This is a genomic window from Pseudomonas sp. MYb60 (assembly GCF_002979555.1).
In the GTDB taxonomy this organism is placed as follows: Bacteria; Pseudomonadota; Gammaproteobacteria; order Pseudomonadales; family Pseudomonadaceae; genus Aquipseudomonas.
The window spans coordinates 468,122-479,969 of sequence record NZ_PCOZ01000002.1 but is presented as its reverse complement, the minus strand read 5'-3'; the positions used below and the strand labels follow the sequence as shown (position 1 = coordinate 479,969).

General features: G+C 57.1%; 10 protein-coding genes. 6 read left to right on the top strand and 4 right to left on the bottom strand.

Annotation, left to right across the window (positions count from 1 at the left end):
- Positions 1 to 324: 324 nt before the first annotated feature.
- On the top strand, positions 325 to 1,047 hold the full coding sequence (locus CQ041_RS05025; RefSeq protein ID WP_105521369.1) for a response regulator transcription factor: 723 nt from the start codon (positions 325 to 327) through the stop codon (positions 1,045 to 1,047).
- 97 nt (positions 1,048 to 1,144) lie between these two features.
- Here CQ041_RS05025 and gyrB read toward each other — a convergent pair whose 3' ends face one another.
- From gyrB to dnaA, 4 genes are read right to left on the bottom strand one after another with little or no spacing between them, the layout of a single operon-like run.
- Positions 1,145 to 3,562, bottom strand: coding sequence for a DNA topoisomerase (ATP-hydrolyzing) subunit B (gene gyrB, locus CQ041_RS05020; RefSeq protein ID WP_105521368.1), 2,418 nt, complete (start codon positions 3,560 to 3,562; stop codon positions 1,145 to 1,147).
- 4 nt (positions 3,563 to 3,566) lie between these two features.
- Positions 3,567 to 4,670 carry a DNA replication/repair protein RecF gene (gene recF, locus CQ041_RS05015; RefSeq protein ID WP_012721452.1) on the bottom strand — a complete coding sequence of 368 codons (1,104 nt, stop codon included), beginning with the start codon at positions 4,668 to 4,670 and terminating at the stop codon, positions 3,567 to 3,569.
- A 10-nt stretch (positions 4,671 to 4,680) separates the two neighbouring features.
- Positions 4,681 to 5,784, bottom strand: a complete 1,104-nt coding sequence (dnaN, locus tag CQ041_RS05010; RefSeq protein ID WP_105521367.1) for a DNA polymerase III subunit beta — start codon at positions 5,782 to 5,784, stop codon at positions 4,681 to 4,683.
- 38 nt (positions 5,785 to 5,822) lie between these two features.
- Positions 5,823 to 7,334, bottom strand: a complete 1,512-nt coding sequence (dnaA, locus tag CQ041_RS05005) for a chromosomal replication initiator protein DnaA (protein WP_105521366.1) — start codon at positions 7,332 to 7,334, stop codon at positions 5,823 to 5,825.
- A 585-nt stretch (positions 7,335 to 7,919) separates the two neighbouring features.
- Here dnaA and rpmH point away from each other — a divergent pair.
- From rpmH to mnmE, 5 genes are all read left to right on the top strand, one after another.
- Entirely contained in the window at positions 7,920 to 8,054 is a 135-nt protein-coding gene (gene rpmH, locus CQ041_RS05000) for a 50S ribosomal protein L34 (RefSeq protein WP_003213577.1), read from the top strand.
- A gap of 16 nt (positions 8,055 to 8,070) precedes the next feature.
- The gene (gene rnpA, locus CQ041_RS04995; RefSeq protein ID WP_053128141.1) at positions 8,071 to 8,475 is read left to right on the top strand and encodes a ribonuclease P protein component; all 405 of its coding nucleotides are present in this window, start codon (positions 8,071 to 8,073) and stop codon (positions 8,473 to 8,475) included.
- On the top strand, positions 8,468 to 8,713 hold the full coding sequence (gene yidD, locus CQ041_RS04990) for a membrane protein insertion efficiency factor YidD (protein WP_105521364.1): 246 nt from the start codon (positions 8,468 to 8,470) through the stop codon (positions 8,711 to 8,713). The genes rnpA and yidD overlap by 8 nt, the downstream gene beginning before the upstream one ends.
- Positions 8,714 to 8,715: 2 nt before the next feature.
- Positions 8,716 to 10,398 (top strand): membrane protein insertase YidC, encoded by a 1,683-nt coding sequence (yidC, locus tag CQ041_RS04985; protein WP_105521363.1) that lies wholly within the window; start codon positions 8,716 to 8,718, stop codon positions 10,396 to 10,398.
- A gap of 78 nt (positions 10,399 to 10,476) precedes the next feature.
- Positions 10,477 to 11,847: a tRNA uridine-5-carboxymethylaminomethyl(34) synthesis GTPase MnmE gene (mnmE, locus tag CQ041_RS04980; protein WP_105521362.1), complete on the top strand. Its 1,371-nt coding sequence runs from the start codon at positions 10,477 to 10,479 to the stop codon at positions 11,845 to 11,847.
- Position 11,848 lies beyond the last annotated feature (1 nt).

Below are 11,848 nucleotides of genomic sequence, written 5' to 3'. Positions count from 1 at the left end.
GATATCCCTGCGAGATGAACGATAGCGCTGAGCCCAGTGAAGCTCATTTTAGTGGCGTTGGAACAGTTTATCCTTCTGGAGGTCCGTACGTGTGTGGCAGCACAGGTATCGGCTGATCCTTTTCCTCAGGGCCAGGAGCCGGTATCTTTCTGTCATAGGTAGCAGGACGCTCAATGGGTCAACCGCTGATGGGTCCCAGCGTACCGAGAGATCCAGGGGGTCAATGAATCTGACCACAATTCTTCAGATTCAGGAACCGGTATCCAGGCAGTACGGCCAGTGACCCAGATTGGCCGTATTCTTCAAGCAGAAAGGACCCACTCAATGCGTGTCGCAATACTGGATGATGAACCCGCCGAATTGCGACGGGTGGAACAGACACTGCGACAAATCCCAAGCACCTGCGAGCAAACCTGGACCCTGCATTGTTTCGAGCGCGGCGAAGACCTGCTGCGCCAGTTGCGCCGTGAAACGTTCGACCTGCTCATCCTCGACTGGCAGTTGCCCGACATCACTGGCATCGCACTGTTGCGTTGGACCCGTGAACACCTGGAGTCGCCACCGGCGGTCATCATGCTGACCAGCCGTGATGCCGAGAGCGACATCGTCACGGCATTGAACAGCGGCGCCGATGACTACGTCAGCAAACCCTTCCGGCCCAATGAGTTGAAAGCGCGGGTCACTGCGGTGCTGCGACGGCATGGGCTGCAGAAGTCAGCGACTCATGAAGTGCAGAGCTTCAATGACCTGACCTTCGATGACGCGGAATTAACGGTGACCCGCGCGGGTAAACCGATCAACCTCACCGAACGAGAGTACCGGCTGGCCAGCTGCCTGTTTGCCAACCTGGCCCGCCCACTGTCTCGCGAATACCTGTACGAGCGGTTCTGGACCCACGAAGAAATGGTCTCGTCGCGGCCGTTGGACACCCACATTTATCGCTTGCGCAATAAACTGGGGCTAACGGCGGATAGAGGTTGGCAGTTGTTGACGATCTACGGGTACGGGTATCGGTTGGAGAGTGTGGCGGTTGCATCCGAAGGATGATGTTCCACGTGGAGCATTTATAAAGTCTGTAGCTTTTACCCAATAAAAAAGGCCAACGCTTAGCGTTGGCCTTTTTAGTTTCAGCGATTGAACAGGATCAGAAATCCAGGTTGGAAACCGCCAAGGCATTGCTTTCGATGAAGTCACGGCGAGGTTCGACCGCATCACCCATCAGGGTGTTGAAGATCTGGTCTGCGCCAATGGCGTCTTCGATGGTCACGCGCAGCATGCGACGCTGGCTTGGGTCCATGGTGGTTTCCCACAGCTGATCCGGGTTCATTTCGCCCAGACCTTTGTATCGCTGAATGGTGTGGCGCTTGGTGCTTTCAGCCATCAGCCAATCCAGGGCTTCCTTGAACTCCTTGACCTGCTTCTTGCGTTCGCCACGCTGGATGTAAGCGCCGTCGTCCAGCAGGGTGCTGAGTTGCGCGCCCAAGGTCACCACGGTTTTGTAGTCGTTGCTGCCGAAGAAATCACGGTTGAAGGTGACGTAGTTCGACAGGCCGTGGGAGATCAGTTCGACCTCTGGCAGCCAGACATTACGTTCACGGTCTTCACGCAGGCTGGCTTTGTACACCAGGCCAGACTTCTCGACGGTGCGCAGGCGGACTTCGTACTGGGCCAACCAATCCTGCATCGCTGCGTGATCGCTCAGCTGCTCCAGGCTCACGGCTGGCAAATAAATGAAGTGCTCGGTCAGCTCCTGAGGATACAGGCGCGACAGACGCTTGAGGGTCTTCATCACCATGCGGAAGTCGTTGACCAGGCGCTCCAGCGCCTCACCGGAGATACCCGGGGCTTCATCGTTCAAGTGCAGGCTGGCATCTTCCAGGGCCGACTGCGTCATGTACTCTTCCATGGCGTCGTCGTCTTTGATGTACTGCTCTTGCTTGCCCTTTTTCACTTTGTACAACGGCGGCTGGGCGATGTAGATATAGCCGCGCTCGATCAGCTCTGGCAACTGACGGAAGAAGAAGGTCAGCAGCAGGGTACGGATGTGCGAACCGTCGACGTCAGCATCGGTCATGATGATGATGTTGTGATAACGCAGTTTGTCGATGTTGTACTCGTCACGGCCGATACCGCAGCCCAACGCTGTGATCAAGGTGCCGACTTCCTGGGAGGAAATCATCTTGTCAAAACGGGCCTTCTCAACGTTGAGGATTTTACCCTTCAACGGCAGGATGGCCTGGGTGCGGCGGTTACGACCCTGCTTGGCGGAACCGCCAGCAGAGTCACCTTCCACCAGGTACAGTTCGGAGAGGGCAGGGTCCTTCTCCTGGCAGTCAGCCAATTTGCCCGGCAGGCCGGCGATGTCCAACGCGCCTTTACGGCGAGTCATCTCACGGGCTTTCCGCGCAGCTTCACGCGCACGCGCGGCGTCGATCATCTTGCCGACCACCAGCTTGGCTTCGTTCGGGTTCTCCAGCAAGAAGTCGGAGAAGTATTTGCCCATCTCCTGTTCCACAGCAGTCTTCACTTCGGAAGACACCAACTTGTCTTTGGTCTGGGAGCTGAACTTCGGATCCGGTACTTTCACCGAGATAATCGCGGTCAAGCCTTCACGGGCATCGTCACCGGTGGTGGCGACCTTGTGCTTCTTGGCCAAGCCTTCAGCTTCGATGTAGGTGTTCAGGTTACGCGTCAGCGCAGAACGGAAACCCACCAAGTGAGTACCGCCGTCGCGCTGTGGAATGTTGTTGGTGAAACACAACAGGTTCTCGTTGAAGCTGTCGTTCCACTGCAGGGCGATTTCCACGCCGATGCCGTCTTCACGCTGGATGTTGAAGTGGAACACCTGGTTGACTGCTGTCTTGTTGGTGTTCAGGTACTCAACGAACGCACGCAAACCGCCTTCGTACTTGAACAGCTCCTCTTTACCGCTGCGCTCGTCCTTGAGGACGATACCCACGCCGGAGTTGAGGAAAGACAGTTCACGAATACGCTTGGCCAGGATGTCCCAGCTGAAGTGAATGTTCTTGAAGGTCTCGCTGGAGGCCTTGAAGTGGATCTGGGTACCGGTGGTTTCACTGTCGCCTACGATCGCCATGGGTGCTTGAGGCACGCCGTGAACGTAGGTTTGCTCCCAGATCTTGCCGCTGCGGCGAACGGTCAACACCAGCTCTTCCGACAGGGCGTTTACAACCGACACACCTACACCGTGCAGACCGCCGGAAACTTTATAGGAGTTGTCATCGAACTTACCGCCGGCGTGGAGCACGGTCATGATGACCTCAGCCGCCGAAACGCCTTCCTCTTTATGCACATCGACCGGGATGCCACGACCGTTGTCGCGCACGGTGATGGATTCATCCGGGTGGATGATGATGCTGATATCGTCGCAGTAGCCGGCCAGCGCTTCGTCGATGGAGTTATCGACCACCTCGAACACCATGTGGTGCAGACCGCTACCATCATCGGTGTCGCCGATGTACATACCGGGACGTTTGCGTACGGCATCCAAACCTTTCAGCACTTTAATGCTGGTCGAGTCGTACGTTTGTTCTTCGCTCATGCCTTCACTCCCGATGGTCGTGGGTCTGGGTGATACGGCCTTGTTCCACGTGGAACAAAGCGACTGGCGTTTCCGTCTGCCAGCCTTCCCTCAATAATTCGTGATCTACACAGGTGATAAATACCTGGCAGCGTAATTCTTCCAACAAGCGGCATAACGCGCGGCGGTGTTGCTCGTCGAGTTCAGACGGCAGGTCATCCACTAGATAAATACACTGACCGCGCCGAGCCTGGCTAACCAAATGGCCCTGAGCGATACGCAGCGCGCACACCACCAACTTCTGCTGGCCACGGGACAAGATGTCCGCAGCATTATGAGCGCCTAATCTAAGACGCAAATCTGCGCGTTGGGGTCCGGCCTGGGTATGACCAATTTGCTGATCGCGTTGCAAGGACGTGGCGAGCACTGCACTGAGTTCTCGCTCTTTATCCCAACCACGGTAGTAGCTCAGCGTCAGCCCCTCGAGATCCAACAACTCACTCAGGGTCTGCTCAAAGACCGGTTTCAAGGCTTTGATATAGGCACGGCGGTATTCATCGATTTCATCGCTGGCCAGGCACAATTCCCGGTCCCAGGCCGCTTGTGAAGCGGCGTCAAGTGTACCATGCCGCAGCCACGAGTTCCGCTGCCGCAGGGCCTTCTGCAGGCGCTGCCAAGTGGCCATAAAGCGCGGTTCCACGTGGAACACTCCCCAATCGAGGAATTGCCGGCGGATCTTGGGAGCGCCTTCCAACAAACGGAAACTGTCGGGGTTGATCAGCTGCAGCGGCAGGATTTCTGCCAACTGCGCAGCGCTGCGAGCATTCTGCCCATCAATGCGAATTTGAAACTCGCCGCCGCGATCACGGGATATCCCCAGGCTGCTGTGCCCACCTTCGGCCAGTTCAACTTGGCCAAATACCGTGCACGCCAGTTGTTCGTACTGGATGACGGGCAACAGGCGAGCGCTACGAAACGAGCGTGCAAGCCCCAACAGGTGGATGGCTTCCAGCACGCTGGTTTTGCCACTGCCATTGGCGCCGTGGAGGATATTGATGCGGGGGGAGGGGGAGAAGGTCACCGGGTGCAGATTACGCACCGCGGTGACTGAGACACGACTGAGGGACATCTAGCGTCTATTACAGGCGCATCGGCATAACAACGTAAGCCGAGTCGTCGTTGTCGGATTCCTGCACCAATGCGCTGCTGTTGGAGTCCGACAGAATCAGGCGAACCTGTTCAGTGGTCATCACGCCCAGCACATCCAGCAGGTAACTCACGTTGAAGCCAATTTCCAGCGAGCCGCCGTTGTAGTCAACGCCCACTTCTTCTTCCGCCTCTTCCTGCTCCGGGTTATTGGCCTGAATTTTCAGCTGACCATTGGCCAGTTGCAGACGAATACCGCGGTACTTCTCGTTCGACAGGATCGCAGTACGGCTGAACGCTTCGCGCAGGGCCTGACGATCACCAATCACGACCTTGTCACCGCCTTTGGGCAGCACGCGCTCGTAGTCCGGGAACTTGCCGTCGACCAGCTTGGAGGTGAAGGTGAACTCACCGGTGGTCGCCCGAATGTGATGCTGGCCCAGCACGATGCTGACATTGCCGTCCGGCTCGGTGAGCAGACGCGCCAATTCGAGAATACCTTTGCGCGGCACGATCACCTGGTGACGGTCCGGCTGGCCGATATCGGCACGCATCGAGCACATCGCAAGGCGGTGACCGTCGGTGGCCACGGCACGGATGATGCCCTCTGACACTTCCAGCAGCATGCCATTGAGGTAATAACGCACGTCCTGCTGGGCCATGGCGAAGCTGGTGCGCTCGATCAAGCGACGCAGCTTGCTCTGCTCGAGGCTGCAGGTCAGCGAACCCGGGCCTTCTTCCACCGTCGGGAAATCGTTGGCGGGCAAGGTCGACAGCGTAAAGCGACTGCGACCCGCCTTGACCACCAACTTGGCTTCATCAACCTTGATGTCGATCAGCGCGTCGTTCGGCAAGCTCTTGCAGATGTCCATCAGCTTGCGCGCTGGAACGGTGATCTCGCCAGGTTCGGCGGGCTCTTCCAGCTGAACGCGACCCACTAGTTCGACTTCCAGGTCGGTACCCGTCAGGGACAATTGCTGGCCTTCGACCACCAGCAATACGTTGGAGAGCACCGGCAAGGTCTGTCGGCGCTCGACGACGCCTGCGACCAGTTGCAGGGGTTTCAACAGGGCTTCGCGTTGAATGGTGAAATGCATGGTCTAGTCCCTTGCCTTAATAAGCTGCGTTGGTGTCATCACGTAGTCAGTGTGCGCAGCAGGTTCTTGTAGTCCTCGCGAATATCCGCGTCGGATTCCTTGAGTTCGTTGATCTTGCGGCAGGCGTGCAAAACGGTGGTGTGGTCACGACCGCCGAACACATCACCGATTTCCGGCAGGCTGTGGTTGGTCAACTCCTTGGAGAGTGCCATGGCCACCTGACGCGGACGAGCCACCGAGCGCGAACGGCGCTTGGACAGCAGGTCGGAAATCTTGATCTTGTAGTACTCGGCGACAGTGCGCTGGATGTTATCCACACTCACCAATTTATCTTGCAAGGCCAGCAGGTCTTTCAGGGATTCGCGAATCAGCTCGATGGTGATGTCGCGGCCCATGAAGTGCGAGTGAGCGATGACCCGCTTGAGCGCGCCTTCCAGCTCACGCACGTTGGAGCGAATGCGTTGGGCAATGAAGAATGCGGCGTCGTGGGGCAGCTCGACCTTGGCCTGGTCGGCCTTTTTCATCAGAATCGCTACGCGGGTTTCCAGCTCTGGCGGTTCGACCGCCACGGTCAGGCCCCAGCCGAAGCGGGACTTGAGACGTTCTTCCAGGCCTTCGATTTCCTTCGGATAACGGTCACTGGTCAAGATGACCTGTTGGCCGCCTTCAAGCAGGGCGTTGAAGGTGTGGAAAAACTCTTCCTGGGATCGTTCCTTGCGCGCAAAGAATTGAATGTCATCGATCAGCAAGGCATCAACGGAGCGGTAGAACCGCTTGAACTCGTTGATTGCATTGAGTTGCAAGGCCTTGACCATATCAGCGACGAAGCGCTCCGAGTGCAGGTACACGACCTTGGCATTCGGGTTCTTCTTTAATAGGTGGTTACCCACAGCGTGCATCAAGTGGGTTTTACCCAAGCCAACGCCGCCATAAAGAAAGAGCGGGTTGTAACCATGCTTGGGGTTGTCCGCGACCTGCCAGGCAGCCGCACGGGCCAACTGGTTGGATTTACCTTCGACGAAGTTCTCGAACGTGAAGGTACGGTTCAGGTAACTGGTGTGCTTGAGCGCACCTTCGACCTGCACCGTGCGCTGCTCGGCACGAACCGGGGCTTGCTGGGAGCTCGCACCCGCCATCGGGTCGAAGCTGTCGCGAGACGGCTCTTCGCTTTCCGGCGCACTTTTCTGCGCGGAGGACTTCGATGGCGAGGCAGCTGGAGCAGGCGCAGCCGGTTGCGTTGCGGCCTGGGCTTGCGAAGCAGCCGCCGCCAACGGCGCATTGGGTGCAGCACGGGGTGCCGAGCTACGTTTGCTGCCTATTAATAAGGAGAGCACGGGCGCGAGGCCGTTGCCATGTTCATCGAGCAATTCGAGAACGCGACTCAGGTACTTCTCGTTGACCCAGTCGAGAACAAAACGATTGGGTGCATAGACGCGCAACTCGTCGCCTTCGGCTTCGACCTGTAGCGGACGGATCCAGGTGTTGAATTGCTGGGCAGGCAGCTCTTCGCGCAAAAGCTCCACGCACTGCTGCCAAAGTTCCACTGACACGGATATCCCCTAAGTTGAAAGCCGGTGAGGCAAAAACAGCCGCCATTGTAGCGGCGAGCCGCCCACTTATCCACATGTAGGTTGCTCACAGGCCACCCAAAATCAACGCGTTAACCGTAAAAAAAGCGACCGATGGTCTGTGCATAAGCTCTGTGGATAAGCGCCCCTGAGCTCGTTGTACAAGTGGGGTCGAAAGTCTGTGGGTAACTGGCCTGTGGATAACAAGCCATTCCACCCACAGCTTATCCGACACCGCAGCACAGGCAGAGCACCGCTTCTCCCCCGTGTTGTCATTCGCTGTACATCAGGTGGAATATGGCCTCAAGGCAGTTATCCACAGATGAACGCGGCCCTAGCTTTTATAAGCTTTACAGAAAAGCTTTAAATAACTTCCTTCTTTATTTCTATATCTAGGACTTGCTCAAAAAAGCCGGGAGGATGGAAATGGACCCTCGACCCGCCAGATATCTAATTAAAGGAAAAGCTGGTTGGAAATTGACCTAGAGGCTTGCTTTCTCTAGAATCGCCGGTCTCTTAAAACGGGGGCCATTCCGGCCCGTTGTGGACGAACCAGGTAACAACGCCATGAAACGTACTTTCCAACCAAGCACCATCAAACGCGCCCGCACTCACGGTTTCCGTGCTCGCATGGCTACCAAGAACGGCCGTGCTGTCCTGTCGCGTCGTCGCGCCAAAGGTCGCGCACGTCTGGCAGTTTGATAATCCGGTACTGGTGGTGAGTCAGGACTTCAGTCGGGAAAAGCGTCTGCTAACCCCCCGGCATTTCAAGGCAGTCTTTGACTCCCCCACCGGCAAGGTTCCGGGGAAAAATCTCCTGCTCCTTGCGCGTAACAACGATCTGGATCACCCCCGTCTCGGGTTAGTGATCGGCAAGAAGAGCGTAAAGCTCTCCGTTGAGCGCAATCGCCTCAAGCGTCTGATGCGCGAATCGTTTCGCCTCCACCAGGACACTCTGGTTGGTTGGGATATTGTTATCGTCGCGCGCAAAGGCTTGGGTGATGTAGAAAACCCCGAATTGATTCAGCATTTCGGCAAGCTCTGGAAACGTCTGGCGCGTACCAACAAACCAGCTCCAGCTGTCAGCACCGAAACTGTAGGGGTAGACAGTACCGATGCGTAAACTGGCACTCGTTCCGATCCAGTTTTATCGCTATGCCATTAGTCCACTGATGGCCAGTCACTGTCGTTTCTACCCCAGTTGTTCCTGCTACGCGTTAGAGGCCATAGAAAGTCATGGTCTTCTGCGCGGTGGCTGGCTGACCTTTCGTCGTTTAGGTCGCTGTCATCCGTGGAATCCCGGTGGTTATGACCCGGTTCCACCTATCCCTACCTCCCGTTCTTCTTCGATGGCCGAGTAATCATGGATATTAAACGCACGATCCTGATCGTCGCCCTGGCAATCGTGTCCTACGTCATGGTTCTTAAGTGGAACCAGGACTATGGCCAGGCTGCCCTGCCGACTCAGAATGTTGCTACCAATCAGGCTGCGCCGGCTATTCCGGACACCCCGTTGGGTAACAATGCGTCCGCGAGTGCCGATGTTCCCAGCGCGAATGGCGAGACAAGCGCCCCTTTAGAAACGCCAGTGGTCACCAATAAAGACCTCATCCACGTAAAAACGGATGTGCTCGACCTGGCTATCGATCCACAAGGTGGTGATATCGCACAGCTGAAGCTGCCGCTGTATCCACGTCGCCAGGACCATCCGGATGTTCCGTTCCAACTGTTCGATAACGGTGGTGAGCGTACCTATCTGGCACAAAGTGGCCTGACCGGTACCAACGGTCCGGATGCGCGCGCTACCGGTCGTCCGGTTTATTCGACCGAACAGAAGACTTATCAACTGGCTAATGGCCAGGACCAGTTGAACGTCGACCTGAAATTCAGCCTCGATGGCGTCAACTACATCAAGCGCTTCAGCTTCACCCGTGGTTTGTACGACTTGAAGGTCACTTACCTGATCGACAACACCAGTGACAAACCATGGAGCGGCAACCTGTTTGCCCAGCTCAAGCGTGACGCCAGTTCCGATCCTTCTTCCAGCACCGCCACCGGCACCGCCACTTACCTGGGCGCAGCCCTGTGGACAAGTAACGAGCCGTACAAAAAAGTGTCGATGAAAGATATCGACAAGGGCTCGCTGAAAGAAACCGTTCAAGGTGGCTGGGTCGCTTGGCTGCAGCACTACTTCGTGACGGCCTGGATCCCGAACAAGGGTGAAGCCAACCTGGTTCAGACCCGCAAGGACAGCCAGGGCAACTACATCATCGGTTTCACTGGCCCGGCGCTGACCGTTGCACCCGGTGCCAAGGCTGAAACCACCGCTACGCTGTACGCGGGTCCGAAAAGCCAGGCAGTGCTCAAAGAGTTGTCCCCAGGTCTGGAACTGACTGTGGATTACGGCTTTCTGTGGTTCATTGCCCAGCCGATCTTCTGGCTGCTGCAACATATCCACAGCCTGGTCGGCAACTGGGGCTGGTCGATCATCTTCCTGACCATGCTGATCAAGGGTCTGTTCTTCCCTCTGTCGGCCGCCAGCTACAAGTCGATGGCGCGCATGCGTGCCGTGGCACCTAAACTGGCCGCGCTGAAAGAGCAACATGGTGATGACCGGCAGAAAATGTCGCAGGCCATGATGGAGCTGTACAAGAAAGAGAAGATCAACCCGCTGGGTGGATGCTTGCCGATTCTGGTGCAGATGCCGGTATTCCTCTCGCTGTACTGGGTACTCCTGGAAAGCGTGGAAATGCGTCAGGCGCCGTTCATGCTGTGGATCACCGACCTGTCGATCAAGGATCCGTTCTTCATCCTGCCGATCATCATGGGCGCGACCATGTTTATCCAGCAGCGCCTGAACCCGACTCCGCCGGATCCGATGCAGGCCAAGGTAATGAAAATGATGCCAATCATCTTCACCTTCTTCTTCCTGTGGTTCCCAGCTGGCCTGGTGCTGTACTGGGTGGTCAACAACGTGTTGTCGATCTCTCAACAGTGGTACATCACGCGTAAAATCGAAGCGGCTACCGCAAAAGCCGCTGCGTAATTTACTCTGTGGATAACCACTCAAGACGCCCCCTAGTGGGGCGTTTTGCTTTCCGTCACTTTATTCTGGATCCTGTTGATGAGTGCTCCTCGTGAAACCATCGCTGCTGTCGCTACCGCTCAAGGTCGCGGCGGTGTCGGCATCGTTCGAATTTCCGGGCCGCTCGCCGGCGTTGCAGCCAAGGCCATCAGTGGCCGTGAATTAAAGCCACGCTATGCCCATTACGGGCAGTTCCTGGACGCCGACAACAGCGTGCTGGACGAAGGCCTGGCGCTCTATTTCCCAGGGCCGAACTCATTCACCGGCGAAGACGTCCTTGAGTTGCAGGGCCACGGTGGCCCGGTGGTGTTGGATATGTTGCTGCAGCGGTGCCTGCAATTGGGTTGCCGGCTGGCACGACCTGGCGAATTCAGCGAGCGGGCATTCCTTAATGACAAACTCGACCTGGCCCAGGCCGAAGCGATTGCCGACCTGATCGAGGCGAGTTCTGCACAGGCTGCGCGCAACGCATTGCGTTCGTTGCAAGGGGCGTTCTCGCTGCGTGTGCATAACCTGACCGAGCAACTGATCAGCCTGCGTATCTACGTCGAGGCGGCAATTGATTTTCCGGAAGAGGAAATCGACTTTCTGGCCGATGGCCACGTGCTGGCAATGCTGGATAAAGTCCGCGAGGAGTTATCCACAGTGCTGCGTGAAGCCGGGCAGGGCGCATTGCTGCGTGACGGCATGACCGTAGTGATCGCCGGTCGGCCCAATGCGGGCAAGTCGAGCCTGCTCAACGCACTGGCGGGGCGAGAAGCGGCCATTGTTACCGAGATTGCCGGCACCACCCGGGATATCTTGCGCGAACATATCCACATTGATGGTATGCCGCTGCACGTGGTCGACACCGCAGGCTTGCGGAACACTGAAGACCAGGTCGAAAAAATCGGCGTCGAGCGGGCGCTCAAGGCCATTGGCGAAGCTGACCGTGTGCTATTGGTAGTGGATGCCACCGCTCCCGAGGCTGTGGATCCTTTTGCCTTATGGCCGGAATTCCTGGAACAGCGGCCGGACCCGGCCAAGGTCACCCTGATCCGTAACAAGGCAGACCTGACGGGTGAAGCCATCGGGATGCAAACCAGCGCTGACGGCCATGTGACCATCAGCCTGAGCGCCAAGTCGGCGGGCGATGGCCTGGAACTGCTGCGCGAACACCTCAAGGCCTGCATGGGCTACGAGCAGACCTCGGAAAGCAGCTTCAGCGCACGCCGCCGGCATCTGGAGGCGTTGCGTCACGCCAGCGCGGCGTTGGAACATGGCCGGGCACAGCTGACACTGGCGGGGGCAGGGGAGTTGCTGGCTGAGGATTTGCGTCAGGCGCAGCAACTGTTGGGGGAAATCACCGGGGCATTCAGTTCCGATGATTTGCTGGGGCGGATCTTTTCCAGCTTTTGTATCGGCAAATAAC

Bases quoted from the DNA above. Each gene is read 5' to 3' on its own strand.
- yidD (WP_105521364.1), top strand. From the start codon at position 8,468: ATGCGTAAACTGGCACTCGTTCCGATCCAGTTTTATCGCTATGCCATT.
- rpmH (WP_003213577.1), top strand. From the start codon at position 7,920: ATGAAACGTACTTTCCAACCAAGCACCATCAAACGCGCCCGCACTCAC.
- dnaN (WP_105521367.1), bottom strand. From the start codon at position 5,784: ATGCATTTCACCATTCAACGCGAAGCCCTGTTGAAACCCCTGCAACTG.
- gyrB (WP_105521368.1), bottom strand. From the start codon at position 3,562: ATGAGCGAAGAACAAACGTACGACTCGACCAGCATTAAAGTGCTGAAA.
- mnmE (WP_105521362.1), top strand. From the start codon at position 10,477: ATGAGTGCTCCTCGTGAAACCATCGCTGCTGTCGCTACCGCTCAAGGT.
- recF (WP_012721452.1), bottom strand. From the start codon at position 4,670: ATGTCCCTCAGTCGTGTCTCAGTCACCGCGGTGCGTAATCTGCACCCG.
- yidC (WP_105521363.1), top strand. From the start codon at position 8,716: ATGGATATTAAACGCACGATCCTGATCGTCGCCCTGGCAATCGTGTCC.
- CQ041_RS05025 (WP_105521369.1), top strand. From the start codon at position 325: ATGCGTGTCGCAATACTGGATGATGAACCCGCCGAATTGCGACGGGTG.